The sequence below is a fragment of the Bifidobacterium sp. ESL0682 genome (assembly GCF_029392815.1).
Lineage (GTDB): Bacteria > Actinomycetota > Actinomycetes > Actinomycetales > Bifidobacteriaceae > Bifidobacterium.
This window is the reverse complement of sequence record NZ_CP113942.1, coordinates 1362687-1389259: the sequence shown is the minus strand read 5'-3', so window position 1 is coordinate 1389259 and position 26573 is coordinate 1362687. Positions and strand designations below refer to the sequence as shown.

At 56.6% G+C, this 26573-nt stretch carries 17 protein-coding genes and 6 pseudogenes; 19 read left to right on the top strand and 4 right to left on the bottom strand.

The window, feature by feature from the left end; genetic code table 11:
- Positions 1-83 precede the first annotated feature (83 nt).
- Positions 84-1068, top strand: a pseudogene (locus OZX57_RS08620) (prephenate dehydratase domain-containing protein).
- A complete protein-coding gene (locus OZX57_RS05870; RefSeq protein ID WP_277161786.1) occupies positions 1062-2114 on the top strand; it encodes a prephenate dehydrogenase/arogenate dehydrogenase family protein in 1053 nt (350 codons plus the stop codon). Before OZX57_RS08620 ends, OZX57_RS05870 begins: the two are co-directional and overlap by 7 nt.
- Positions 2115-2164: 50 nt before the next feature.
- Here the strand turns inward: OZX57_RS05870 and OZX57_RS05865 are convergent, their stop codons facing one another.
- Positions 2165-2437 (bottom strand): DUF6725 family protein, encoded by a 273-nt coding sequence (locus tag OZX57_RS05865; RefSeq protein ID WP_277161785.1) that lies wholly within the window; start codon positions 2435-2437, stop codon positions 2165-2167.
- Between the two features lie 180 nt (positions 2438-2617).
- On the opposite strand from OZX57_RS05865, the gene OZX57_RS05860 reads away from it, so the two are divergent.
- From OZX57_RS05860 to acnA, 10 genes and pseudogenes are all read left to right on the top strand, one after another.
- The gene (locus tag OZX57_RS05860) at positions 2618-2776 is read left to right on the top strand and encodes a hypothetical protein (protein WP_277161784.1); all 159 of its coding nucleotides are present in this window, start codon (positions 2618-2620) and stop codon (positions 2774-2776) included.
- Entirely contained in the window at positions 2745-3299 is a 555-nt protein-coding gene (locus tag OZX57_RS05855; RefSeq protein WP_277161783.1) for a hypothetical protein, read from the top strand. The genes OZX57_RS05860 and OZX57_RS05855 overlap by 32 nt, the downstream gene beginning before the upstream one ends.
- Before the next feature lie 26 nt (positions 3300-3325).
- On the top strand, positions 3326-4459 hold the full coding sequence (locus tag OZX57_RS05850) for a tyrosine recombinase XerC (protein ID WP_277161782.1): 1134 nt from the start codon (positions 3326-3328) through the stop codon (positions 4457-4459).
- 310 nt (positions 4460-4769) lie between these two features.
- A complete protein-coding gene (locus OZX57_RS05845) occupies positions 4770-5636 on the top strand; it encodes an exodeoxyribonuclease III (protein WP_277161781.1) in 867 nt (288 codons plus the stop codon).
- Between the two features lie 132 nt (positions 5637-5768).
- Positions 5769-6719 carry a DUF3710 domain-containing protein gene (locus tag OZX57_RS05840; RefSeq protein WP_277161780.1) on the top strand — a complete coding sequence of 317 codons (951 nt, stop codon included), beginning with the start codon at positions 5769-5771 and terminating at the stop codon, positions 6717-6719.
- An 87-nt stretch (positions 6720-6806) separates the two neighbouring features.
- Entirely contained in the window at positions 6807-7538 is a 732-nt protein-coding gene (locus OZX57_RS05835) for a DUF3159 domain-containing protein (protein WP_277161779.1), read from the top strand.
- Positions 7539-7786: 248 nt separating this feature from the next.
- A pseudogene (locus OZX57_RS05830) lies at positions 7787-9084 on the top strand (TRAM domain-containing protein).
- Between the two features lie 48 nt (positions 9085-9132).
- Positions 9133-9693: a hypothetical protein gene (locus tag OZX57_RS05825; RefSeq protein ID WP_277161778.1), complete on the top strand. Its 561-nt coding sequence runs from the start codon at positions 9133-9135 to the stop codon at positions 9691-9693.
- A 330-nt stretch (positions 9694-10023) separates the two neighbouring features.
- A pseudogene (locus OZX57_RS05820) lies at positions 10024-12599 on the top strand (HAD-IC family P-type ATPase).
- A 303-nt stretch (positions 12600-12902) separates the two neighbouring features.
- Positions 12903-15622 (top strand): annotated as a pseudogene (gene acnA, locus OZX57_RS05815) (aconitate hydratase AcnA).
- 132 nt (positions 15623-15754) lie between these two features.
- On the opposite strand, the gene OZX57_RS05810 reads toward acnA, so the two are convergent.
- Positions 15755-16549, bottom strand: a complete 795-nt coding sequence (locus OZX57_RS05810; RefSeq protein WP_277162959.1) for a Bax inhibitor-1/YccA family protein — start codon at positions 16547-16549, stop codon at positions 15755-15757.
- 391 nt (positions 16550-16940) lie between these two features.
- On the opposite strand from OZX57_RS05810, the gene OZX57_RS05805 reads away from it, so the two are divergent.
- Positions 16941-17777, top strand: coding sequence for an aldo/keto reductase (locus OZX57_RS05805; RefSeq protein ID WP_277161777.1), 837 nt, complete (start codon positions 16941-16943; stop codon positions 17775-17777).
- A 121-nt stretch (positions 17778-17898) separates the two neighbouring features.
- Here OZX57_RS05805 and OZX57_RS05800 read toward each other — a convergent pair whose 3' ends face one another.
- The gene (locus OZX57_RS05800; RefSeq protein ID WP_277161776.1) at positions 17899-18672 is read right to left on the bottom strand and encodes a GTP pyrophosphokinase family protein; all 774 of its coding nucleotides are present in this window, start codon (positions 18670-18672) and stop codon (positions 17899-17901) included.
- A gap of 120 nt (positions 18673-18792) precedes the next feature.
- Between OZX57_RS05800 and miaA the strand changes: the two genes are divergently transcribed.
- Positions 18793-19803 (top strand): tRNA (adenosine(37)-N6)-dimethylallyltransferase MiaA, encoded by a 1011-nt coding sequence (miaA, locus tag OZX57_RS05795; protein ID WP_277161775.1) that lies wholly within the window; start codon positions 18793-18795, stop codon positions 19801-19803.
- A 135-nt stretch (positions 19804-19938) separates the two neighbouring features.
- Here the strand turns inward: miaA and OZX57_RS05790 are convergent, their stop codons facing one another.
- A complete protein-coding gene (locus OZX57_RS05790; protein WP_277161774.1) occupies positions 19939-20871 on the bottom strand; it encodes a Fic family protein in 933 nt (310 codons plus the stop codon).
- Positions 20872-21085: 214 nt separating this feature from the next.
- On the opposite strand from OZX57_RS05790, the pseudogene OZX57_RS05785 reads away from it, so the two are divergent.
- The 5 genes and pseudogenes from OZX57_RS05785 (at position 21086) to OZX57_RS05765 (ending at position 26566) form a co-directional block, all read left to right on the top strand.
- Positions 21086-23964 (top strand): annotated as a pseudogene (locus OZX57_RS05785) (DNA translocase FtsK).
- Positions 23965-24059: 95 nt separating this feature from the next.
- On the top strand, positions 24060-24737 hold the full coding sequence (gene pgsA, locus OZX57_RS05780) for a CDP-diacylglycerol--glycerol-3-phosphate 3-phosphatidyltransferase (protein WP_277161773.1): 678 nt from the start codon (positions 24060-24062) through the stop codon (positions 24735-24737).
- Positions 24738-24909: 172 nt separating this feature from the next.
- Positions 24910-25476 (top strand): nicotinamide-nucleotide amidohydrolase family protein, encoded by a 567-nt coding sequence (locus OZX57_RS05775; RefSeq protein WP_277162958.1) that lies wholly within the window; start codon positions 24910-24912, stop codon positions 25474-25476.
- Between the two features lie 63 nt (positions 25477-25539).
- Positions 25540-26050 (top strand): annotated as a pseudogene (locus tag OZX57_RS05770) (helix-turn-helix transcriptional regulator).
- 282 nt (positions 26051-26332) lie between these two features.
- On the top strand, positions 26333-26566 hold the full coding sequence (locus OZX57_RS05765; RefSeq protein ID WP_277162957.1) for a DUF3046 domain-containing protein: 234 nt from the start codon (positions 26333-26335) through the stop codon (positions 26564-26566).
- The last annotated feature ends 7 nt before the right edge of the window (positions 26567-26573 follow it).

The window sequence follows — 26573 nt, the reverse complement described above, 5'->3', positions numbered from 1 at the left end:
ATGACGGTCAGACGTCACGCGATGATGTGAATACTCTGTTTTTCCTTGGTCCGCAAGGGTCGTTCACGCATCAGGCGGCGGCCATGGCGGCCCGGCAACTCGGGCAGCGAGACGATTCGGTCGCGCTGGTCGCGCGTGAGAACGTCCCGTCCATTATTCATGACGTCGAGGCCGGACTCGGGTGGGGCGTCATCGCTTGGGAGAACAGCGTCGAGGGGTATGTCGTACCGAATCTTGACGCCGTGATTGATGCCGACGATATAGCAGGTCTGGCCCGTTTGAGTGTTGATATCGCGTTCGATGCCTTCGTGCGTCCGAGCAATGGTGATGTTGACGGAAACGTTGAAACCGTGCAAAGCAAGGTTGACGGCGATGGCGGGAAAGATGCAAAAGCTCAAGATGGATCAGTTGCTTTGCACGAGGTGGTTGCGCATCCGCACGGGTTGGCGCAATGCAAGCGATTTGCAAGAGACCATCATCTGACACCCGTGCCTGCATCGTCCAACGCTGCGGCCTGCCGGGACGTCAAGCCCGGCCAGGTGGCGCTGGGACCGGGTTTGTGTGGTGAATTATACGGGAAGAGAAATGCTGGAACGCAATGTGCAGGATTTCGTTGGCGCCAACACGGATTTCCTGGTGGTGGCTCCACGTGATGCGGTACGTCGTCGATTGCAGGCTGAACGGCACAGCGGTGTCACCGATTATGAGACGATCATTGCGGTGATTCCCTTGAGCACAGGGCCGGGCGTCATCGCCAAGCTGCTTGATTCGGTGCGTGATGAGGGCCTCAACATGACCAGCCTTATGTCGCGGCCGATCAAAGGCAACGCCGGCACCTACAGCTTCATCATCACGCTCGATGCGGCCCCGTGGCAAGAGAACTTCAACCATCTGCTTTCGCAAATCGTGGCCGAAGGGGATTGGGTCAAGACCCTGGCCGTCTATCCGCGAGGTGAGCATCCGAATCCGCCGGTCGACACCTGGATGTTGCCTCAAGGTGGGATATGCCTGAAACGTGCGCACTCCGGTGAGATTGAAAGCAAAGAGGAAAGAGAACTGCTGTGGTGAAAACCGTCGGAATCGTGGGGCTTGGTCTCATCGGTGGCTCGCTGGCAAGGCGGTTGGTTCAGCGTGAGGTCGAGGTCATCGCATGGAACCACACCGAGCGCCCGTACGCGGCGGCTCGCGAGGATGGTATCACCTGTGTCGACTCGCTGGAGGATTTGGCCATAGCCAGACCCGAAATCCTTTTCCTGTGCAATCCGCTGAAAGCCATGCCTGAGATGCTGGAGCAACTGTCTTCGGTGCTCGATCGTGATGCCACTACGCTGAGTGATGTCGGTAGTGTCAAGGGCATGGTACGTCAGCAGGTTGAGGCCGCCGGCCTTGGCGATTGCTATGTTGGTGCCCACCCGATGGCTGGCACCGAATTTTCAGGGTTTGCAGCCAGTGATCCGGCGATATACGATGATGCGCTTTGGGCGGTGAGTGTCGATGACACTACGGGTTATCAACGATTTTTGAAGGTGGCCACGTTGATTACCGGTGTCCTCGAGAACCGTATCATCGTGCTGGATGACGAGACACACGATTGCGCTGCCGCGATGATTTCCCATACCCCGCATGTCGTCTCGACGGCGTTGATTAATGAATTGAGCGAAAGCCCAGACCGCAACATCGCCGCTGCGCTCGCCGCCGGTTCTTGGCGCGACATGACTCGTGTGGCACTGACCGACCCCAACCGCACCCGCGCGATGGTTGAGGAGGACGCCGATAACGTCGAGGTATTGCTACGTGATCTGGCCAATCGTCTCACAGCATTTGCCGATGAACTGCACAATCATGACGATGCAGCGTTAACGCGATTCTTCGAGGCAGGCCAGCCATTCCGTGACTACAAGGCTCGCGAGCGCGAGCTTAATGAGTCGGGCAATGCTCACCAATTCGATGAATTCGGGAAGTCAGGGGAGTCGGATAAGGACGAACGCATCGCCATCTCCATTCCGGAATCCGGTTGGCAACACACATTCCTGGATTCTGCTCGCCGGGGTGAGCACATCATTCGCTTCATTCAGCCTTGGCAGGTTGAGGTTGAGACTCGTTCGAAAGTATGAGCTGATTATCGCTGACGAATACAATGTGTTGGGGCAGGTGAAAGCAGCTATTAGCGATTGCTGATGGAGCCATGAGGCTCGTGTTTTTTCCGCTCTGGAATGGGCTTGAGGGCGACGATGCGGTTGCGCGGGATGTCGACGTCTTGCGCAGGGCGTGAGCCGTTGGCGGCCGGGTCTCGGGTGATGGAAAGTGTGTCGCCGTCCCAGGAGCGGACGTGGCCTATGTAGTCGCGAAACTGCTGACGGCCGGTCTGTGGATCTTTGCCGTCGAGTGTGCGTACCATCAGCCGGGCGCCGACAGGAATGGATTTCGGCAATGGCATAGGTTTTGCTTTCTTTTTTGTGACGTTGGTTTTGAACGCCATCCTAAATTTTGTTGTTATCCACTATACGCAAACATTGTTGTAATCAGTCATTCCGTTCTTGTAAAGTGTAATCACATTGTTTCGGTGCTAGTTTCTGAGTGTACCGAGCTTTGCAAAACCAAAGGAAAGTGGGACAATATGGCACGAGATAAGATACTTGAGCGCGCCAAGGCACCGACTGGCCGAAATCTTAAGCAAGAAGAGTATTGGCAGTCTTTGGAACGTTCTTTTAATAAAGATTTTATTGAAGCCGCACGGGAGAAATATGACAAGCGAGAGCGACTGCCGCTGGACTGAAGCGTCTCCTGATTACAGAGCAAGATTACAGCAGTTTGCATGTGCCGCCCCTTTGGGCGGCTTTGCTTTAAATGCTGTGCGAAAACACAATCAATATTACGCAGAATATGAGTATGAAGTTCAATCCACGATACGTGATATGAGATCATGGGACCGGAAGAGTCAGTGGGTGGATATTTGTGTATCTCGCGAGAAGAAGGAACGTATCTGGTCGTTTGTCTGGTTCGGTATTGTTGGCGGAACAAAGAAAGATTCAATGGGAACCTATATGGTTGGGTACATCGCCAGATCTTTAGATGCAAAAGGTTGCCATTTTGGAGATTCGACGTTGAAACATGCCCTTTCTGTCATGGAAAGCAACCAAAAGGAAACTGGGAGAGACCCAGTTATCGGTGTGAGAATAGATCCTGACAATAAAAACAGCATGGCACTTTTCGAAAGGAATGGATTTAGCGACACGGGGCGAGATCCAGAAGCAGAGGCATATCATAGATTAGTGCGTTTTGGCTTTGATGAGTCTTAAACTGTTCGCAATATCGTAATGTGAATATGTCATTAGAGGAAACAAAGTCTACGGAATACCAACGTCAGATAGACCGGTTCCTTGACTTTCTCAAAGCCAATCGCGGGCTTGCCGACAATACTATTAAGGCCTATCGCTCCGATTTGGAGGAATGCCTGGGATTCCTTGATAACCGAGGTATGAACGAACTCAGCGACGTAACGTTGGAGAGCCTGCGCGAGTGGATGGCCAACGAATCACAAGGGCATGCCCGCAGTTCCATGGCACGTAAGACGGTGGCAGTGCGCAACTTTTTCGCGTGGGCCGACGAGCATGATGTTATCGCCACCAATCCTGCAGCGACGCTGATGACGCCAAAAATCCCGAAGACCTTGCCGACCGTGCTCAACGAATCGCAGGCCGAACGGTTAATGGATACCGTCGATGCGGATTGTGAGGATTCGCCGAGTCATGGAAGCAAAGTCAAGCATTTGGCTGATGGTGATGTCATAAACGACACCGATCAAGAGGGAACCCGAGAGAATCCCCAGAAACGCACACCCAGAGATGAGGCGTTGGCGTTGCGAGACGCGGCGATGGTGGAGCTGCTTTATGCTACGGGTATCCGTGTGGCGGAGCTGACCGGGCTTGATATCGGTGATGTCGCGTTTGATACGCGTACCGTTCGAGTGACCGGCAAGGGCGACAAACAGCGGGTTGTGCCGTTCGGCGTGCCGGCGTTGCGTGCGCTTGAAGCTTGGCTGAGTGATGAAGGTCGACCGGTGCTCGCCGGGGCAAAGAAGCGACTTGCCGGACTCTCGGGAATTACTTCGGAGGGAAGAGCATTGGCTCAATCTGCAGAAGTCGACTCGAGAAAAGGGAAACCAGGCAAGTCCATTGATGTCGGGAATGCCCTGTTCCTTGGCGCTCGTGGAGGGCGCATCGACCAGCGTGTCGTACGCGAAGTGGTCCATGAAAAGGCTGAAGAGGCGGGTGTGCCCGATATTGGCCCGCACGCCTTGCGGCACAGTGCTGCGACCCATCTGCTTGACGGTGGTGCGGATCTGCGTGAGGTGCAGGAGATGCTGGGCCATTCCTCCCTCAAAACCACCCAGCGCTATACGCATGTCTCCATCGAACAGCTGAAATCCCGTTATAAGCAGGCGTTTCCTCGAGCATAGGTAGCATCGAAGCATTTTAGGGCGAGATTTGATTTTCCCTGCTATGACGACTGGTGAATGTGAACAGGCAATCGTTGATATCCCAGCCTTTTTAAGGTTTCGTGTTTTTCATATCGACGCCTTTTGCAGCATTGAAGCAATAGCTCAACAGAAATGGTCTTCAGTGCTGTGATTGATGTTGATTTGTCAAAACTGATTCTGAATGGCTGCCTGAAACCATGTGACCCAGCAAGCGGCGAAAGCTTGGTTCTTCGCCATTTTCATTTCGCACTGTATTGATTGTTCGTATGCGTCACGATAGACTGACCGCATGAGCATTACTGTGACTACTTCGAATCTAAACGGCATCCGCGCGGCCAAACGCAAGGGCGTGCTTGACTGGGCCGAGGCCAATACCCCCGATATCTGGTGCATGCAGGAGGTGCGTGCCCCGCAGGAGGAGATCGATCCGATTTTCGCTGCAATGGCTGAAGGGTATGAAAAAGCTGGGAAGGTTCCGGGGGCCGACGAACTGGGACGTATGGATGAAGTCTGCCGCATCAAGGGCCGTGCCGGTGTCGGTTTGTTGAGCGACCTCAAGATCGAGGAGCAGCGCTACGGGCTGATGGACCTGAGTGATGACGTGGATTCCGGCCGTTGGATTGAGGCCGATGTCACCACTCCGGAGGGGATGAAGCTTACGATCGCCAGCGTTTACGTGCATGCCGGTAACACCGATGACCCGAACAAGATGACCCAGAAGTACCGTTTCCTCGACCGGATGCTGGAGCGTATGGGGCAATTGCGCGACGAGGCCGAAAAGGGCGGACGCCAGGCGTTGCTGTGCGGTGATATGAACATCGCCCACACGCCGTTGGATATCAAGAATGCCAAAGCCAACGAAAAGCATGCCGGCTTCCTGCCCGAGGAGCGTGCTTATGTCGATAAATGGCTGGACCCCGCGCAATATGGCTTCGTCGATGTGCTGCGAAGCCTCGCCGGCGATGTACAAGGTCCCTACACGTGGTGGAGCCAGCGCGGACGCGCCTTCGACAACAATGTCGGCTGGAGAATCGACTATCAGCTGGCCACGCCGGGGCTCGCCGAAAAGGCCGTGTCCTTCGACATCGACCGTGCACCTTCCTACGACACCCGTTGGTCCGACCACGCGCCACTGAGCGTGGTCTATAAGGTCTGACAATCGGAAACTGAGGCTCTCAACAACAGGGGCCGGAATTTGATGTCTTGAGTTTCGGTGCCAGTTTGAGGTTGTGGACAAAGCGACGTGCTACGCTTGCCAGAAGTATAACGCGTTTTGAAACGAGGAACTATGGGATTGTTCGGATTCGGCAAAAAGAAGCATCGCAACGAGGATGACGAGGCCGAAGCGAAGGCCAAGGAAACTGCTGCCGAGGATGAAGACGCGGGTGTGCAGGCTGAGGATGATCAGGCTAATGAAGCCAGTGAAGACAAGGCCAAAGACACTGATAATGACACCGTAAAGGCTTCTGACAACACAGGTTCGGAATCGGATGCCGATGATGATGCGGACGAACACAAGGTTCCAGACGAGCCGAGTGACGCGTATCCGGAGCGCGGCGAGCTTTACGGGCCGTGGGACATTGACGAAGAGGAAACACCCGATTACGACGAATACCTCGATATGGGCGCTTTCTATCTGCCGTTCATGCCGGGCATCGAACTTCGCGTGAAGGCCAAGCGTGCCACCGGCGAGGTCATCGGATGCACCATTTCCTATAAGGCTTCCAGCTTGGAGATCGAAGCGTTTGCGGCGCCCAAGTCCTTGAGCCTCTGGGAAGGAATGAGTGAGGATTTGCTTGCCGACCATCCCAAAGCCAAGGCGCAGCCTGGCATTTTCGGCACGGAAATCCAGTTCCCGATTACCGTCAAAAGCGGCAAGAAACTGGTCACCCGTTTCGTCGGCGTCGATGGCCCGCGTTGGATGCTTCGCGGCATCTTCTCCGGTCGTGCTGCCACCCATCCGGAAAGCCCGGAGACCAAGGCATTGAACCAGTTCTTCTCCGACATCGTAGTTGATCGCGGTGAGGAGCCACTGGCTCCGCGCGACCTGATCCCGATGCATCCTCCGGTCTCGCCCGAGGAACGTCGCAAGGCCGACGAGGCTGCTGCGGCTGCAGCTGAAAAGGACGGCAAGGGCCACAAGATTCCCAAGCGCATCAAGGGCCCGTTCGTGGCTGATCAGCAGACCGAGGTGCAGACCACCATTTCGCGTGGCCCGATGTTCTCGGAATTGCGCTGATTGTTTGCTTATTCGTTTCGCCGGTCATGTCTTCGGGCAGGCCGGCGAATTATGTATCGGTATCGATGGATGGAATGATAGGAAATCATGGCTGACGCGAACAAGAAACAAGGACTGGCGGCACTGGCCGCGGCAGGAAGCGGCGAGGATTTTTCCGTCATTGACGCCATCGGCGGGATACGCGGCGTTGTCGAATCGATGCTGCCGGGCTTCGTCTTTGTAGTCATGTTCGTGGTCACCAGTGATCTCAAGCTCACCATTATCGTCTCGGCGGTTCTGGCACTGCTTTCGGTCGTGGTGCGTTTGGTGCAGCGCCAGACCGTACTCGGCGCGTTGGCCGGCCTGATTTCCATCGCCATTTGCCTGATTTGGGCATGGAACACCCACGAGGCCCGCAACTATTACATGTACGGGTTCATCACCAACAGCGTCTATATCGTGCTGCTAGCCATTACGCTAGCCATCCGCGTACCCGGCGTTGGTTTCCTGGTCGAGTTCATCCGTTCTTTGCCCACCGAACATTACCGTGCATGGCTGGCGGATTGGCGCGGCGACAAAACACTCATGCGCGCCTACGACATCGTCACGGCCATGTGGATCGGTGTCTTTGCGCTGCGGCTTGTGGTGCAGGTGCCGCTCTATCTGACCAATCACGTCACTTGGCTTGGAACGGCGCGCCTGTTGATGGGCCTGCCGTTCTGGGCGCTGGCGATTTGGGTTTCCTACCTTCTGATAGCCGATCCGATGAGGCACCATCCCAAATTCAGGTCGGAAGATGAAGATGAAAACGACGACGTGAAGACTGATACCGCAAGATAGGTACATGTATCAAAGCAACGTGAATGCAAAGCTCACGGTGTCGGCGATGCCTTGAAGGCTGACAAAACCACGCGAGCTGCGGACGAGGGTGAACGATAGACTGGGATTCCAGTTATGAGGATATGCCGGTTCCAATTTGCATATATCGACATCGGAACTCGCGGCAATATGCCAAACAACATGAATGATGAGTCACGGAATCGAATGTTTTCGTGTCGCTATTGAATTTCTAGAAGCAGAGGTCAAGCATGCAAGCCACAGTACGTATCGAACGCTACGCCGACCAAGGGCGCTGCGTCGCCCATATCGACGGGCGGGTGGTTTTCGTGCGTTTCGCGCTGCCCGGTGAACTGGACACCATTGAACTTGATGAGCCGCACGAACGCGACGATCGTTTCTGGACCGGAGAAGTCGTCGATGTGGTGGAACCTTCCGAGGATCGTGTCGAACCGTTGTGGCCGTTGGCTGGGCCGCTCTCGCAAGGCGGGGAGTCGGCGGTGCCGACCTGATTCACGTCTCGCTGCCGGGGCAGCTCAAGTGGAAATCTGCCGTGATTACCGACCAGATGCGGCGCATGGGCCATCTCGACATCGACGACGTGCCGGTGGCACGCATGGACGGTGATGTCGAGGAAAAGGGCCTGCATTGGCGCACCCGCATCGAACTGATTGCCGATGAAGAAGGCCGTGCTTCGATGCGCCGTCGCGCCTCGCATACCCGCGTTCGTATCGACACGATGCCTCTGGCCACCCGAGCGTTGCTGGCCGTGGCGCGAGAGCAGAAACTCTGGGACGAAGCATTCGAACCCGGTGCCAAAATCCGCGTTGCGGTGCCGGAACCGCGTGATATCCACACCTCTCGGGTGTCCAACAAGGCCTTGCTTGAGGCCATCGGCGACAACTTCGCCATCACGGTCGACGGGCATCTGCATGCCGGTTCGAAGCGTCTTAAGGAAGTCGTGGATGTGGACGGCAAACGCTACAAATACGGCGTCGAGGATGACGGATTCTGGCAGGTACATCGCATGGCCCCGCTCACGCTGGTCAAGTATGTCATGCGTCTGGTCAGCCAGGAGCTTTCCGGCGTGCAATCCGCCACGCTTTGGGATCTGTTCTCCGGTTCCGGTCTGTTTACCGTGCCGCTGGCCAAGACTTTCGCTCACACCAAGATGCTTTCGGTGGAAGGCGGACGCATGGCGGTTCGCAACGCGGAACGCAACCTGCATATCGCCAAGGATGCCAATGTCACCGCACTGCAAGGCGATGTCTCCCATTGCCTGCGCAATGTTCCCGAAGAACTCGCCAATCCCAACGTCGTCGTACTCGATCCGCCCCGTGCCGGCGCCAAGGCACAGGTCTGCCGCCAGCTCGCTGATTCGGGTGCGCACGCCATCGTCTACATCGCCTGCGATCCGACCAGCCTTGCCCGTGACACGGCCACGCTCACCAAGCTCGGGTATGGCCTCAAATCGATTCAGGCGTTCGACATTTACCCGATGACCCACCACGTCGAAACCGTGGCACTGTTCGTGCGAAATCATGAATGAGGTAGGTGCACGGTGCGGAGGGTGCGAGGAATCGTTCTAGGTATCTGCATGGCATTATTGGTCATGCCGGCCCTTGCGTCCTGCACCCCGAATAATGCCGCTGTCGGTGACACCGCATCGGTCTCGGGGCATGTTCCGCACGATAGCGTCGACAAATCCGATATGCTGATCGGCGTGGTCACAGCCGGTGACGCGCAACTCGATCGTACGGTGCTCAATGCCTTCAACAAAGCCGGAATCAAGGCCATCTATGCGCAGGCGCCCTATGGAGGAATGGCTTTGGATCCGGTGCAATCGTTCAAAGACATGGCCCGACGGCCCGTCCGCGCTTTTGTCGTCGATAGCCTCGACATGGGTGGTCAGCTTGCTGATAGCTGGACGAAATCCCTGCAATCGGCGAGGAACGCCGGTATTCCGGTGATATTGGTCAACGCTGTCAAACCTCCGGCCGACGGGAAACTGTATGCCGAATCCCTGCACATCGTGTCCTCGGATCAGGCCGACAGCTCGGCGCAAGATGGCAAAGGGGCCATACCGCTCGATCAGGCTGTGCAATCGGCGGTCAATGACAATCCTCATGCCAAGACGATGAGCGTGACGTTACCGTAAATATGCAGCAAGCGCCCAACGCGAACGTTTGAGACACGGTAGAGTGACACCGCATATACTTTTTAATAGATCAGGCCGTCCAAGTATTTCAGGGATTGGCGGCAGATGAGATGACACGACACGCAGCAATGAACTGTGGATAATCCGCAGGGCGAATGGGCGCGGGTAAAGGGGCGACCGATGAGTGCAACCGGAATGTTCGGGCAGAATAACGGCGAGACTACGGCAAGAACAATGGCAGACGGACAGGGCGGCAATGGCGGCTCGGCCGTCAACGGCGGAAAAGATGGCAACAATCGCAACGGTGGCAATGACGGTCAGCAGTCCGCGATTCGTCTTCCTCAAATCAGCGAAGCGGGCCTGAGCACTGCCGAAGTCGAAGAACAGGTTGCGCAGGGCAATGTTAACAAGATCGATACCGAGACCTCGCGTTCGCTGGGACAGATCATTCGCGAGAACGTCTTTACGCTTTTCAATGCCATCATCTTCGTGGCGATGATCTTGGTGCTTTTGACCGGTCAATGGAAGGACGCCGTTTTCGGACTGGTCATCATCGTCAACTCCGGTATCGGTGTATTCACTGAGATGCGAGCGAAGCATACGCTCGACAAGCTTTCCATTCTGGTCGCTTCGAAATCTCTGGTACGCCGTAACGGGCAGGATGTTGAAATCGAGCATGAAGACATCGTGCTTGGCGACCTGCTGTGGCTCAGAAGCGGTGAGCAGGTGCCGGCCGATGCGACCATCGTGCATACGTGGGGGCTCGAACTTGACGAGTCGATGCTCACCGGCGAATCCCGCACTGTTAAAAAGGGCGAGGGCGCCGAGGTCTATTCCGGTTCCAACGCCACTTCCGGCATGGCGCTGGTGCGTGTCGACGCGCGGTGGGTGAGCACGGTTACGCCGCCAAGCTGACGGCCAAGGCCAAGGTCTATAAGAAGACCGTTTCCGACCTGAGCAGGGGCATCAACACCATTCTCAAGGTGATGACCGTCATCGTCATTCCGCTCTGCATTCTGCTGGTGGCCTCGCAGATTCGCACGGTCGGTGGCTGGCAGGTCGCTTTCACGACAGGGGCTTGGCGTTCGGCCATCGTCTCGGCCGTTGCTGGCGTGGTCGGCATGATTCCTGAGGGCTTGGTTCTTCTGACATCGCTTAATTTCGCCATCGCCGCGATGCGTCTGGCACGTCAGCATACTCTGGTCCAGGAGCTGGAAAGCGTGGAAACCCTGGCCCGCGTGGATGCTCTGAACCTTGACAAGACCGGTACCATCACCGACGGTGGCATCGTCTTCAATCAGGTCGTGATGCTCGGTGAGGCCGATACGGCCAGTCCGACGGCCGACGCCGATATCGTGGTTGATGCTCCGTCCGGTGAGCACGCCGTACATGCCAGCGTTACCGTCGGCACCACCGATGACGAAAAGTCCGCGGCCGTACAAGCCCTTTACGATCTTTCCAACGAAGAGAATCCCAATGGAACCGGCGCCGCAGTGCTCAAGGCGTTGAACGCCAAGGGTGTTCGCGCTCAGCCGGTCGATGCCCGTGTGCCGTTCTCATCGGCTCGAAAGTGGAGCGCCATCGTACGCGACGGCGACGTGTGGTACATGGGTGCGCCCGAAATGCTCCTGAGTGGCTTCGAAGGGGACGGCGCCGCGGCCAAGAATATGGTAGCCAAGTATGCCAATCAGGGCATGCGTGTACTGCTGTTGGCGCGTGCGGCGGGGGCGGGAAATACTCCGGAAGCCACGAACGATTTCGCCAATACCCCTGTGTTGATTCCTTCCGCTCAGCCGGTCGCGCTGGTGCTATGCAGTGAGCACATCCGTGACGACGCCGAAGAGACGCTGGCATGGTTCCGTGATCAGGGCGTGCGCTGCCGCATCATTTCCGGCGACAGCCCGGCCACTGTCGGTGCCATCGCCAGAACCGTCAAACTGACCGGTGACCGCGAACCGGTGGCAATGGATGCTCGTGAGCTGCCCAGCGATATCAAGAAACTGTCCAAGGTCATGGAGAATGTTGACGTACTCGGCCGTGTCTTGCCCGAGCAGAAAAAGGCTATCGTCGAAGCGCTGCACGAAAGTAAGCATGTCGTGGCGATGACCGGCGACGGCGTCAACGATGCTTTGGCGCTGAAAGAGGCCGATCTTGGTATCGCGATGGGCAACGCCGCGCCTGCCACCAAGGCCGTGGCGCAGGTTGTCTTGGTTGATTCCAAGTTCTCGCACCTGCCGAGCGTTGTGGCCCGTGGCCGTCAGGTCATGGCCAACATGGAACGCGTCTCATCGCTCTTCCTGGTCAAGACCGTCTATTCCGCACTGATTTCTCTGGGCGTGGTTTGCACGTTCATCCCGTTCCCGTATCTGCCGCGTCACATCACCTATATCGGCGCGCTGACCATCGGCATCCCCGCCTTCATTCTTGCGCTTGCTCCCAATAATCGGCGCTATATTCCGGGATTCCTGGGACGTGTGGTGCGTTTCGCCTTGCCGGGTGGCATCGCGGTAGGGCTTTCCGTCTTGCTCACCGCCTGGGTGTTGCCAGGTTTCATGAACTGGAACCTCTCCAAGCCGGGTGATTTGTTGAAGCTGCGTGATGTCTGTGCCATCATCGTCTTTGTACTGGGTATTCTCGTGATGGCCCGTGTGGCCCAGCCGCTCAAATCTTGGCGTGGCGTCCTTGTGGCCGGTTTTGCACTGGCCGGACTGATTGGCATGTTCATTCCGATTGTCTCGAACTTCTTCGAATTGGCTTTCCCGACCGGTTGGATGTTGGTCGCCACGATAATCGTGCTGGCGCTCTCCATCGTCATCTTCGCCGGCGTCCAGACCATCGCCGATCTGATTGGCCGTGTGTATTCCAGCCTCGTCAATCGCAAGAAGGACAAAAACAAAATCAAGTAGATTCGCAACTCTGCTGTGGTTGCCAAGCGTGCGGATTCGATATCGTTTCTCATAACGAGAATGTCGAATCTGCACGCTTTGTTTATATAATGAAAATTTTGCTGGTTCCGATCTTGCCTATGGTTCCCTTGGCATCTTTATCCCTAATAGTCTCACATAGTGGATTGGCTGCTTTTGTTGATTTTCCACTGTTTTATCTAGAAATCAAAGGCGAGATTGGCAGAGAAACGATGCAATTAACGTTTTTGACTTTCGATTGACCGATAATGAAAAGTCACATTGCCACATGTTCGGAGGGTTGAAATGTCATTGCGGGACGAACAGCTCGATACGTTGAGGGTCGGGGACAAAGATGTTGATTATTACCGGATTGCCGATTTGCCGGGCATCGAACATCTGCCGTATTCGTTGAAAGTTCTGGTCGAAAACCTGTTGCGTCGCATCAACGACGTCAACGTCACTGAAGATCAGGTCAACGAGCTGCTCAAATGGGATCCGAACGCCGAACCCAGCCATGAGATCGAATTCGGCCCATCACGCGTGCTGATGCAGGACTTCACCGGCGTGCCGTGCATCGTCGACCTCGCCACCATGCGCGACGCGGTGGCGGATCTTGGCGGCAATCCTGAGGTCATCAACCCGCAGGTCGAAGCCGATATGGTCATCGACCACTCCGTGCAGATCGACAATTACGGTGTCGCCGATGCGGTGGCGCGCAATATGGATTGCGAATATCAGCGTAACGGCGAACGCTACCGTTTCCTGCGCTGGGGCCAGCAGGCGTTCAAGAACTTCCGCGTGGTGCCGCCAGGGACCGGCATTATTCATCAGGTCAACATCGAATACCTCGCCAAAGTCGTTATGACGAAACCGGGGAGCGCGGGCGTGACCTTGCCTATCTTGACTCCTGTGTTGGCACCGATTCGCACACCACCATGGTAGGCGGCCTGGGCGTGCTCGGCTGGGGCGTCGGCGGCATCGAGGCCGAGGCGGCCATGCTCGGCCAGCCCATCTCCATGCTCGTCCCGCGCGTTGTCGGTTTCAAACTCACCGGTTCCATCCCCGAAGGCGTCACTGCCACCGACGTGGTGCTCACCATCACGCAGATGTTGCGCGAGCATGGCGTGGTCGGCAAATTCGTGGAATTCTATGGCGATGGCGTCTCATCCGTGCCGCTGGCCAACCGAGCCACCATCGGCAACATGAGCCCCGAGTTCGGCTCGACCTGTGGCATCTTCCCAATCGATCAGGTCACGCTGGATTATCTGCGTCTTACCGGCCGCAGTGACGAGCAGGTCGCGTTGGTCGAAGCTTATGCCAAGGCCAACCGTCTCTGGGGCGACACGAGTGACCCCGATTATGTCGAACCGGAATATTCCGAATACATGGAATTGGATTTGAGTACGGTCGTCCCCTCCATCGCCGGCCCGAAGCGTCCGCAGGATCGCATTCGCTTGGACGAAGCCAAAGCAACGTTCGAAAAGACGCTGCCGGATTACGAGACGTCGAAGACCAACCAGAACCCGGTGCCGGTACATACCGATTTCCGCGGCGACTTCGAGATCACGAACGGCGACGTCGCCATCGCTTCCATCACCAGCTGCACCAACACTTCTAATCCGTCGGTGATGATCGCCGCCGGTCTGCTTGCCCGCGCCGCACGCGAGCATGGTCTGAAGCCCAAACCGTGGGTCAAGACCTCGCTGGCCCCAGGCTCGCAGGTTGTGGCCGATTACTTGAAGAAGGCTGGTCTGCAGGAGGATTTGGATGCCTTAGGTTATGAGCTCGTCGGCTTCGGCTGCACCACCTGCATCGGCAACTCCGGCCCGTTGTTGCCCGAGACCTCCAAGGCTGTCAACGATAACGATCTCACGGTGGTTTCGGTGCTTTCCGGCAACCGCAACTTCGAAGGGCGCATCAGCCCCGATGTCAAGATGAACTATCTGGCCTCGCCGCCGCTCGTGATTGCATATGCCATCGCTGGCACCCTCGACTTCGACTTCGAAACCCAGCCGCTGGGCACTGATGCCAAGACCGGACGTGAGATTTTCCTGCGCGATATCTGGCCTTCCAACGAGGAAGTTGCCAAGGTCGTTTCGTCGTCCGTCAACCGCGAGATGTTCGTGCGTGATTACGCTGATGTCTTCGAAGGCGACGAACGATGGAAGTCGCTCGATGTGCCGAAGGGTGAGCGTTTCGCGTGGGATCCGGATTCGACCTATGTACGTAAGCAGATTTTCTTTGACGGCATGAGTGCCAAGCCTCAACCGGTCGAAGATGTTCGTGGCGCTCGCGTGCTGGCCCTGCTTGGCGATTCGGTGACCACCGACCATATTTCGCCGGCCGGTGCTTTCCCCGCTACAAGTCCCGCAGGCAAATACTTGCTGGAACATGGTATCCAGCCCAAGGATTTCAACTCCTACGGCTCTCGGCGCGGCAATCACGAGGTCATGGTTCGTGGCACGTTCGGCAACATTCGCCTACGCAACCAGTTGCTTGCTTCGGTTGGAGAGGAAGTGCGGCCCGGCGGATTCACCTACGATTTCGTCACCGGCAAGCCCTCGACGATTTTTGATGCCTCGCTCGATTACCGCGAGGCCGGCACTCCGTTAGTCGTGCTGGCGGGCTCGGAATATGGTACCGGTTCCTCGCGCGACTGGGCGGCCAAGGGCACGCTGATGCTCGGTGTCAAGGTCGTCATCGCCCGTAGCTTCGAGCGCATTCACCGTTCTAACCTCATCGGCATGGGTGTGCTGCCTCTGCAGTTCCCCGAAGGCCAATCAGCTGAGTCGTTGGGGCTTGACGGTACGGAAACCTATGATTTCCAGGGTATCGATGCACTTAATGATGGGGCAATCCCCGATACCGTCCATGTTGTAGCTACCAAACCCTCAGCCGACGGAAGGCTAGTGTCAAAGGTAATCGAGTTCGACGCCAAGGTCCGCATCGACACTCCCGGCGAAGCCGAATACTACCGCAACGGCGGCATCCTCCAGTACGTCCTACGTCGACTGATGAAGTAGCGTAAGTCAATCAATGGCATCTTCGTAGCGAGCGCCGATGCCGAGATTAGATATATCTCCAATTTGTACAACAAAATAAGGCCTGTCAGCAACTAGGTTGCCGACAGGCCTTTTAATATCTGTCGTTATCTATCAGTTGTCGTTGTTGCCGAACAGCTGGAGCAGATAGAGGAACATGTTGATGAAGTCGAGGTAGAGGTTCAGCGCGCAGAGAATCGAGATGCGGTTGAACGTCACGGTGTCGCCGGTTTGCTCAGCAGCGTCGAACATGGCCCGCGTCTGCTGGGCGTCATACATCGTCAGACCCGCGAAGATGATGAGACCGATGGCGCCGGTCACCATAAGCGTGGTGTGCGAAGGCGCGAGGAACATCATGATGACCTCGCCGACCAAGAGCACCACCAGCGCGACCATGAGAATCGGGCCGGCTTTGAGCATGTCCTTCTTAGTAGTCAGGGAAAGCATGGTCAGCACGAAGAAGAACGCGACGCACAGGCCCAGCGCGATGCCGATGGACGGCAAACTGTAAGCCTCGAAGATCGTGGCAAGTGTAAACCCGGTGAGTGCCGCGTAAAGATAGAACATCGCGCGTGCGGTACCGACCTTCATCTTGTTGATACGCCAACCCAGCACAACCGCGATGGCCACCTGCACCACAGCCAGGCCAATCCAGCCGATCATGCCCGTGGCCATCAGGAAACTGTCAAGAGCTCCGGTCATCTGCGTGACGACGGCGACTACTGCAGTGAGCAGCAGGCCCAGCGTCATTTCGCCGTAGGCTTTGGTGGTGGAGACGTGGCGCTCGCGCTCGAAGGAATAGGCGGCCTGCCCGTTCATCGTCATCGTCGGTGCCGCTGTTCCTGCACCAGCTGCGGCGTATGCGGGCTGCTGATATTGCGGCTGTGCGTAAGGCTGGCCGTACTGCATGTTCTGCCCCTGGCCATAAGGCTGGTCTTGAGGCTGCCCGTATTGGTTGTACTGTGGTTGCCCGTAGTTCTGCCCATACTGCGCCGGTTGCCCATAAGGCTGCTGTGCGTTGTTGTTTTCCTCAGGTCTGTTCCCGAAAGCCATATCCGCTCCTTTATCGATTTGCGATTGACATTTCGTGTATGGCTCAAAGTCTATCGGTATACGCTGGCAATTGGCTGAGTGTGAACAACGAAGGTGCTGCAAGCGCGATATGGTGCGAATTGACCGAGTATTTTCCTATGGAGCTCCCAGCGTAATGTTCTCCGATTATCATAGCCAATGAACGTCTTTAAACCTGTCTCGAAAGGTCAAGACAGGTGCTATACGGCTACACAATTTGGAGGCTGCAATGATTGATAACAAGGTTCCGAATATCACACTGAACAATGGCATTACCATCCCGCAGCTGGGGCTGGGCGTATTCCAGACCCCGGAAGGCGAAACCACGGCCAATGCGGTCGATGTGGCGCTGCGTTCGGGCTATCGCCACATCGATACGGCGAAGGTCTACGGCAACGAGAAGTCGGTGGGCGAGGGCATGCGTCGTTTCGGACTTCCTCGTCATGATATTTTCCTCACCACGAAGCTTTGGAACGAGGACATTCGTGCCGGACGCACACGCGAGGCCTTTTATGAAAGTCTCGACCGGCTGGGCACCGATTACGTCGATCTCTATCTGATTCATTGGCCGGCGCAGGGTTGGCAGCAGGCATGGGAAGACATGGTCGCGCTGTATAACGAACGACGCATCCGTGCCATTGGCGTATGCAACCTGCAGGAGCATCATGTGCGAGAACTGGAGGCGTTGGGAACCGGCGTCAAGCCTGCGGTCGACCAGATTGAGTCCTCGCCGCAGTTCCCGAATCAGGAGCTGATCGATTTCGTCAAGTCGCAGGATATTGCTGTTGAAGCGTATAGTCCGCTTGGTGGCACCGGCGGTTCGCTGCTTTCTTCTCCGCAATTGGCTCAGATTGGCGCGAAATACGGCAAGTCGCCGGCCCAGGTGGTGATTCGCTGGCATCTGCAGCGCGGTGTCATCGTCATTCCGAAATCCACGCATGCCGAGCGCATTAAGCAGAACATCGACGTGTTCGACTTCGAGCTGAGCGATGAGGAGATGCAGCAGATTGCGGGTTTGGCGACTGGCGTGCGTACCGGCGGTGACCCCGACAACTTCGATTTCTAGATACTGTTCATTGATTCGGGATTGATTTCTGAATATCTATAGAACCGATTTCGCCGGTTCCTCGATCAGGAGGAACCGGCGAAACCAATGTTCGACAAAGAATGTCGTTTGCCGCTGTGCTTTATTTCTTCGGATCGAACGTCTGTGAGATCGGGGCTTCCTCCTGTCGAGGAGCGCCGTTGATGTCGCGGTGGATGTTCTGCATCTGCGTCTCGATGTTCTGCAGACTGCGTGCGCAGTCGAGTAGCGTCTGAGAGTGCTCACTCAGCTTGGCGTCAGGAAGGTCGGACTTGTAGCGCAAAGCATGTTCGAGGCTGGCCCAATAATCCATGGCGATGGTGCGGAACTGCACTTCGACCGGCGTGTAATGCTCACCGGTCGAGAGGAAGACTGGCACGGCGTAGATGACGTGCAGGCTGCGGTAACCGTTCTGCTTCGGGTTCTTGATATAGTCCTTGACACGCAGGACCTGAATGTCGGACTGGCTGGAAAGATAGTTGGCCACCGAGTAAACATCATCACGATAGTTGCAGATGACGCGGATACCGGCCACATCGAAGAGGTTGTCGCGAATCGATTTCGTGCACATCGGCAGATCTCGGCGCTGCAGTTTGCCAAGAATCGAGTTGACGGACTTCAGCCGCCGTTCCATATGGTGGATGGGGTCGTGGGCGAAATGGACGTGGAACTCGCTGTCGAGCACCTCCAATTTGGTGCTGATCTCGTACATTGCGCCTTCGTAGACCTGCATCATGTCAATGAATTCGGTGATTTCTTCCGCAGGGAAAATCCGCTTGTTCGGCTCTCCGTTGCCGCTCTGCGCCACTTTTTCAAGCCGGGCCTGGATTTCTGCAGTGTTAATCCGTTCGTGTCGATCAAGTATCACGGCCTCCATCTTAATGAGTCCCGTCTATCTAAACTGGATGTTTCCTCAAAATTGTGAGGGAAGTTGAAGGTTATGCCCGTCGTTAGAATCGCGAATAACGGGTAAACGGGATGATCGGAAGGCGGACGTATGGCGACGAATGACAACAGAGGACGTGTCGTTTCCATCATTGGCCCGACCGCCTCTGGCAAAACTGGTTTGGGTATAGCGTTGGCACGTGAACTCGCGCAATGTGGCCAGAAAGCGGAAATCGTCAACGCCGATGCCTACCAGATGTACCGATCCATGGATATCGGTACGGCCAAGGCGAGTGCGCAGGAACAGGACGCGGTACCGCATCACCTACTTGACATCATCGATCCCTATGAAACGATGACCGTTGCGAGGTTTCAGAAGCTGGCACGTGAAGAAATCGCAGAATTACAAGGTAGGGGAGTCCGGCCAATTCTGGTCGGTGGTTCCGGACTTTATGCGCGTGCGGCCATTGACGATATTTCGTTTCCCGGAACCGACCCGCAAGTGCGCTCGCAGCTCGAGCAGCGCGAGCAAAACGAAGGGGCGGGGGCGCTTTACGACGAACTGAAGCGCAAGGATCCCGAGGCTGCCGAGCGTATGGATCCGCACAACGCCCGTCGTACTATCCGCGCGCTCGAGGTCATCGAGATTACCGGTCGGCCCTATTCCGCGAGTCTGCCGCGATATCGTTACGTCATCCCTTCCGTCCAGATTGGTCTGGACTTGTCTCGTGAGGAACTTGACCGGCGCATCGACATTCGCACGGCCCAGATGCGCGAGCAAGGATTCGTCGATGAGGTGCGCCGCATCCGGCCGCAGCTGGGCGTCACGGCGTCGCGCGCTCTTGGATACTCTCAGATTGAGGCGTATCTGGATGGCGAAATGAGCGAAGATGAGGCATTCGCCGATATTGCGCAGAAGACGAAGCGCTTGGCCCGCAAGCAGATGGGCTGGTTTGGCCGCGACCCGCGGATTCATTGGCTTGATGCGCTTGATGACGGCTTGGTGGACAAGGCGTTCGATATTGTCGCTTGTGCTGATGCCGGAGAATACGACGAGGCCGATGCACACGCCGACGAGCAGCATATTGCTCATCATTTGGGGGATATTGCCAACATCAAATAGTGCGAAACAAAGTGAAAGCGCTATTTTACTGAGCTCTGGTTCGGAAAGAGCCAATTGATTGAAAATGATGCTCTCACGCGAGACCGCGGAAAGTGCCCAAAGGCCCTGAAAACGCTTTTCTCATTGCTCTTGAGCTCAGTGTGCAGGGCCTTGGTCCCAACCGGAGATCAGGAAAATACGCGTCGGATTGGCAAGTCGAATGATCGAAGCGAACATGCGCTCCAATCCTGAGATATCGTGCTCGACCAGTGCTTTGCGGGTTGCGTCGTGGTAACTGTCGAATGTCACTGTGCCCCAGTTCAGATCCCAGCCCACCGCATGTGTGAGTTCCGAAATATAGATGCGCAGCACCATTCCGTTGCCGTAGGCGAAAGGGCGCAAGGCGTTCAGTTCGTCGTAGATACTGGCCAGGGCGTGGATGAATCCTGCGCGGTCGAGCCTGGAGAAATAATCCTGCTCGGCCAGCTGCGAGAAGATGTTGGCCGCTCCGGTTTCGATGAGCGCCGCCGGAAAATACGGGCTCGATGGTTGGTGCTGTTGATTGCGAGGTTCGTCGGTTGGGCTCGATTGGTCCGTTGCGAGATTGGCGTCGACAATGGCATCATTATCGGTGCGAAACCGCCCCGCACCTGGCATCGCGCCGACGAACAATCCGCGATGAATGGTCATGAGTTCATCCAGCCCGCCGACTGCACGCCATCCGTAATCGATCAATCGCACCGAACGCGCGAAAATGCGGTCGCCCCGAAGACGGGTTTCGTTACGTTTTCCTATTCGCTTGCGTTGATTGGTTGGATGAGCGTCATCGCCGATGCCTATCTCGGTGTGTCCAAGCAGAGAATTTTCATTGCTACCGTTGCACTCAGAAGGTTGGTGTTCCTCGTGTTGTGCATTCGAGTGCGGTTTATAGCGCTCGGGGGTTGCGGCGAAATTCGAAAGTTTCAACGTTCCGCGCTGGTAGCCGTTCGCGGCCTCGACCATCACATCGCTCGGCACAATCCCGGAAAGCTCGCAGTTCTTGTAAGAGAACGCGACGGCGCTCGCACGTTCGGCAGGAGTCATGACCATGCCTCTATCGTAGGGCTATGGGCGAAGTTGTCTCCATTTGCGTGCAGTTGCGTAAGTCAACGCAGACAGCCTGAACCGTCGGGACCATTCCCATAGCGTTGCCAACATGATTTGCGGACAATTGCTTGGAAACTCGATCGCATTTGAAAGGGTTGGGCAGGTTGACCGTTCAACGTTTCCAAGGGGGCGGGCTTGAAGTAGAATCGCTGTTGTTATGGCACGTAAGACACAGACGAATAGCAAGAGCTCAAAGACCCGTCGCAGTAAGGCGAACGGGTCTTCTTCTGATAAGGATACCGAGACGACGAAGGTCATGCCGCCCGATGGTGCTTCGTTCTTCGCTCGTCATACCACGCTGTGCCGCATCGCCGGTTTCTTCGCGTTGGTGATATTGGCCATTATGTTCTGCGCGTCCGAATGGTTCCATGTCGATGGCTTCCTGGGCCATTGGCTGCACATGGTTGCGGCTGGGCTCTTTGGTGTGATGAGCGTGGTGTTGCCGGTCTTTCTGGTGGTTGTGGCATACCAGGTGTTGCTCGACCCTGCCAAGCATAAGCGCAATCTGCGTCTGATTATCGGCTGCGCATTGCTGTTCTGGTCAATCTGTTCCATCATCGACGCCATCGTCGCTTCGCCCTCCCGTGACTTCAGCATGGAAGTGCTGCGAGGTGCAGGTGGTCTGCTCGGATTCGTGTTGGGATCGCCTTGGCTTGGGGGCTTTCCAGCATTTTCGCCGTCGTTATTTTTGTGGTAGTGGCGATATTCTCAATACTGCTGATTGTCAAACTTGACATCACCAAGATTCCCGAACAGCTGCAGAACTGGTTGCAACAACGTAAAAACAGTGCCGAAAACGATGCTGCTGACAATGCTGATGTCCAAAGTGAGCAGTTCCCGAACGAGGTGCGCGTCGGCGATGAAACGTTGGAGCTTGCCGCGGGTGTACCGACGCATGATAGTAATGACGCGGAACCTGTATCTGACAATGCCTCACAGCCCCACAAACGTGGTATCGGAGCGTTCTTTTCTCGTCTTTTCGGTCATTCCGATGATGACGACGGTGCAGCCAAGCTCGAACGTTATGCCGGAGATGAGGCGTTCGACAGGGCCGCCGACCTCAATGGCAATACCGACGAGACCCAGCTCGTTGCCGGCGGTGCACACACACTGGTGGACCCTGTTACCGGTGAACTTCGAAGTGTTGCTAGCGACGCTCATATGCCTACTTCTCTGCCAACTAGCATGCCCGATTACGACGTCAATAACGCCATTAATACGACAGTGCCGAACACGGCTGTGAACGGGCAGACCGGCGCTTTCCCCGCTGCGGTTCCGGCAAACGCGTCTGGCGCTTACGGGTCCGATGCTGATTCTGAGGCTTCTGTTGGAGGGCACGCCTCGGATCCTTGGGCGGCGGTTGGCAAAGACGGTAGCGCCACGGAACCAGTGACACCCGAAGTCAAAGGTATCGCCGGTGGAGCGGCGAATCTTCCGGCTTCCATTGCCAACCATGATGGCGACGATCCGGTTGCGCGTCATGAGGCCGAAAACGCGGAAGACGAGGAAGACAACAAGCCTTACCATCTTCCCAACCTCGATATTCTCGTCAAAGGCAAGCCTCATCTGGTCCGCACGCAGGCCAACGACAACGTCATCAAGGCGTTGACCGCCACCTTCCAACAATTCAACGTCGATGCCAAGGTCGTCGGCTTCCTGCGCGGCCCATCGGTCACGCAGTACGAAGTCGAGCTTGGCCCGGGCGTCAAGGTCGAGAAGGTCACCAACCTGCAGCGCAACATCGCCTACGCCGTGGCCTCCACCGATGTGCGCATCCTTTCCCCGATTCCCGGCAAGTCCGCCATCGGCATCGAGATTCCGAACATCGATCGTGAAATCGTGCACTTGGGCGACGTGTTGCGCAGTGACAAGGCCATGAACGATCCGAACCCGATGCTCGCCGGCGTCGGCAAGGATGTCGAAGGCCATTTCGTTACCGCCGACCTTACCAAGATGCCGCATCTGCTGGTCGCCGGCGCCACCGGTTCCGGCAAGTCGAGCTTCATCAATTCGATGCTCACCTCGCTGATCATGCGTGCCACCCCCGAGCAGGTGCGTCTGATCATGGTCGACCCCAAGCGAGTGGAACTCTCCGCCTACGCCGGCATTCCGCACCTGCTGACTCCAATCATCACCGACCCGAAGAAGGCCGCACAGGCTCTGGAATGGGTGGTCAAGGAGATGGACGCCCGCTACGACGACCTCCAGTACTTCGGCTTCCGCCACATCAAGGACTTCAACAAGGCCGTGCTCGCTGGCAAGGTTCACGCGCCGCTTGGCTCGAACCGCAAGGTGGCTCCCTACCCGTATATCGTCGTGGTCGTCGACGAAATGGCCGATTTGATGATGATGGCCAAGAACGATGTCGAAAGCTCCATCCAGCGCATCACCCAGCTCGCGCGAGCCGCCGGTGTGCACCTTGTGCTGGCCACCCAGCGTCCGTCGGTCGATGTCATCACCGGTCTGATCAAGGCGAATATTCCTTCTCGTCTGGCGTTCGCCACCTCGTCGGCCACCGATTCTCGAGTCATCCTTGACTCCACCGGTGCCGAATCGTTGATCGGCCAGGGTGATGCGCTCTTCCTGCCGATGGGCGCCGCCAAGCCGATTCGTGTGCAGGGCTCGTGGGTAGGGGAGTCCGAGATTCGCAAGGCCGTCGAATTCGCCCGTACCCAGCGCAAGCCGCACTATCGCGAGGACATCGAGGAAATGGCCAAGAAGGCCGAGGAGAACGAGACCCATCCCGACGAGGAAATCGGTGACGACATGGACACGCTGCTGGAAGCGGCGAAGCTCGTGGTCACTACCCAGTTCGGTTCCACCTCCATGCTCCAGCGCAAGCTGCGCATCGGTTTCGCCAAGGCCGGTCGCATGATGGATCTGCTGGAATCCCGCGGCGTGGTCGGGCCTTCCGAAGGTTCCAAGGCCCGCGAGGTCCTCGTTCAACCGCAGGATCTGACTCAGGTCCTTGACTTCATCCAAGGCAAGACTGGTGCCGTGTCGCCTTCAGCTTCCTCGGGTTCTACGGCACAGTAACGGGCTGTGCCTTCTCGACGGCAATGTCCTCGCTGATTTCGGCACGTCACAGTATCGCCGCCGCGCTAAGGTATTGGGTATGCAACAACAACGAGATGGTAAGAAATCGCTTTGTGGACGGCTGGAACAGCCCGCCGAATCTGGTGACCTATACCCGCATCGTTCTGGTGCTGGTATTTTTGTGGGTAGATATCGCCGCGGGCCCTTGGGGGCAGCGCAGCCCATGGATGCGTTTTGCCGCGGCGATGCTCTTCATCGTGGCTGCCTCGACCGATAAGCTCGACGGCTGGATGGCTCGTACCTACAACCAGGTCACCGAGCTCGGCAAGCTGATGGATCCCATCGCGGACAAGCTGTTGATCTGCTCGGCGCTCGTTGTCGCCTCGGTTTTCGGCGAGGTGCCGTGGTGGGTCACCGCGCTGTTCCTCATCCGTGAGATTGGTATCACGGTCATGCGTTTCTTCGTCATCGATACCGGTGGCAAGGTCATTGCTGCGGACAAAGTCGGCAAATACAAGACACTTACGCAGTGCATTGGCTTGGGAATGCTGTTGATGCCGGTTTGGGCGCTTTCCTCGCATATCACCAATCCGGGATTGGTCGCTTTCGCTGGCGGCATTCCCGCGTTCTCTCATATCGGTGCAGGCGTTCCTGTGTGGTGGTTCTGCTACTACAGTGTCACTGATTTGCTCATTCTTATCGCGTTGATTCTGTGCCTGTATTCCGGTTATATTTATGTCCGCAATGTGGTGCGTGCGCGGAAAGTTGCATGAGCAGCTTGTAAATTTGCCCCAAACTGCTACCGACCGACTGGTAGGTAGGTTTGGGGCGGTTTTGTATGGTCTTGGGTTCCGGGTTTGCAGCCGTGACGGCAAGGCCGCAAAAGTGGGGAATATGGAGCGATATATTCAGACACCGGACGGCGCATCCTATGCGATACAGGACATGGACGGTTTGACTTCAAGCGGCACGGTCGCAGCCGTCCAACCGCAATGTGACACTTTGGCCGCGAATATCCTTGAAACAGCGAAGACTCGCGGCTGGAAGATTGCTGCGGCAGAATCGCTTACCGCCGGCCTCCTGGCTGACGCCTTTGTTCGTATTCCGGGGGCTTCCGAGGTCTTCCTTGGCTCGGCAGTGACCTACGACATCAACGCCAAGGCAAGCGTTCTCGGAGTCGATGCGGACCTGCTGCGTGCCGAGGGGGCGGTGCATCCCGAGGTGGCCCGTCAAATGGCCGAACGCACGGCGTATCTTTATGACCAGCCGCAATACGAGGGTCATGTCTTGGGCTTATCGACTACCGGCGTCGCTGGACCCGGTCCGGATGGGAACAAGCCTGCGGGACTTGTCTATATCGGTGTCAGCATCCCCGCAGGGGCCCTCGCCGATACCCGCAAAACCGTTGCGGTAAAGCTGCGACTTTCCGGCTCACGCGAGGAAGTGCGGCACCTTTCGGTACTGAACGTATTGCGGTTTGTGACGCAGTTCACAGCGTCCAAAAAGGAATAAACTTTTCCCCTCAGTTGTTGATTGAAGTGAACAGGTCAATACGAGGTAAAGAGGGGTGGCGTAATGGAAACGATGACTCGACCACAGGAGCAGATGGCAATGAACACGCTTGCAACAGGGGCCACGCGCCCGAGCAATGCGCGCAACAGGGACTTGACCCCTGCTCAGCGCCGCGCGGTGGCATTCGCGCAGCAACAAGTTTTGAAAGCACGCGCCGCAAAAAGGCGAAGGACGAACGCCAGGCGGTGCTCAACAGGATGTGGCAGGAAGAGGACGCCGAGCAGTCCAAGCCCAGGGCGGCCACGCGCAAGCATGACGCCGACGGTGAGACGCGCGACATCTCGTTGCGCGAGGCGATCGGCCACGTGCTGCGTGACCTGCGTACCCGCGATCATAAGACCCTGCGAGAGGTCAGTGAAAAGGCCGGCGTCTCGCTCGGTTACCTTTCGAAGTCGAACGCGGGCAGAAGGAAGCCAGTTCCGAACTGCTGGCGTCCATCGCCGAATCGCTCGGACTGAGCACCGCGCAGATGCTGCGTATGGTGGCGGATTACCTTGACTACAACGAGGCGTGATTTGCGTTTGTAAAGCGTCCCGCAGGGAAGGCCCATCGGTATCTAACCGGTGGGCCTTCCCTTGTTTCCTCGCTGTTTGTGCGAGATTGCTTATGACGGAATTTGCGACAGACAAAACGATGTCGGATTATAGGGTGTTACACGATGTTTTAGAACAAGCTCGTGGTTGGTGGCGTCGAATATCTGACGGCGCCTTTTGTGACTTCCTTCATGAATATTGGAAATTCGTCCATGAATTTCGCGGACAGATTGCTATTCATTCGCGCTGATAGACTGCTGCATGTGAAGGAACGTGAATTTTGGCAATTGCTCGAAGAAGTGCTCGGGCGGACATACGGGCGTTCGCTGGCGCGCGATCAGGTGTTGACCGCGCTTGACGACATGACCGTCGTCGAAGCGCTTGCGGCTGGTGTTGAGCCGCGTGTCATATGGAACGTGCTGTGTGACCAGCTGCAGATTCCGGATTCGAGACGATGGGGCAAAGACCATAACGCTCCGCCGCTGCCGGCGAAGTAGGCAAGCG

Excerpts from the sequence above, each read along its gene's own strand:
- OZX57_RS05800 (WP_277161776.1), bottom strand. The coding sequence starts at position 18,672 with ATGGAGGCCGTGATACTTGATCGACACGAACGGATTAACACTGCAGAA.
- OZX57_RS05805 (WP_277161777.1), top strand. The coding sequence starts at position 16,941 with ATGATTGATAACAAGGTTCCGAATATCACACTGAACAATGGCATTACC.
- OZX57_RS05850 (WP_277161782.1), top strand. The coding sequence starts at position 3,326 with ATGTCATTAGAGGAAACAAAGTCTACGGAATACCAACGTCAGATAGAC.
- OZX57_RS05810 (WP_277162959.1), bottom strand. The coding sequence starts at position 16,549 with ATGCAGTACGGCCAGCCTTACGCACAGCCGCAATATCAGCAGCCCGCA.
- OZX57_RS05860 (WP_277161784.1), top strand. The coding sequence starts at position 2,618 with ATGGCACGAGATAAGATACTTGAGCGCGCCAAGGCACCGACTGGCCGA.
- pgsA (WP_277161773.1), top strand. The coding sequence starts at position 24,060 with ATGGTAAGAAATCGCTTTGTGGACGGCTGGAACAGCCCGCCGAATCTG.
- OZX57_RS05865 (WP_277161785.1), bottom strand. The coding sequence starts at position 2,437 with ATGCCATTGCCGAAATCCATTCCTGTCGGCGCCCGGCTGATGGTACGC.
- OZX57_RS05845 (WP_277161781.1), top strand. The coding sequence starts at position 4,770 with ATGAGCATTACTGTGACTACTTCGAATCTAAACGGCATCCGCGCGGCC.
- OZX57_RS05855 (WP_277161783.1), top strand. The coding sequence starts at position 2,745 with ATGACAAGCGAGAGCGACTGCCGCTGGACTGAAGCGTCTCCTGATTAC.
- OZX57_RS05840 (WP_277161780.1), top strand. The coding sequence starts at position 5,769 with ATGGGATTGTTCGGATTCGGCAAAAAGAAGCATCGCAACGAGGATGAC.
- OZX57_RS05775 (WP_277162958.1), top strand. The coding sequence starts at position 24,910 with ATGGACGGTTTGACTTCAAGCGGCACGGTCGCAGCCGTCCAACCGCAA.
- OZX57_RS05835 (WP_277161779.1), top strand. The coding sequence starts at position 6,807 with ATGGCTGACGCGAACAAGAAACAAGGACTGGCGGCACTGGCCGCGGCA.
- miaA (WP_277161775.1), top strand. The coding sequence starts at position 18,793 with ATGGCGACGAATGACAACAGAGGACGTGTCGTTTCCATCATTGGCCCG.
- OZX57_RS05825 (WP_277161778.1), top strand. The coding sequence starts at position 9,133 with ATGGCATTATTGGTCATGCCGGCCCTTGCGTCCTGCACCCCGAATAAT.
- OZX57_RS05790 (WP_277161774.1), bottom strand. The coding sequence starts at position 20,871 with ATGGTCATGACTCCTGCCGAACGTGCGAGCGCCGTCGCGTTCTCTTAC.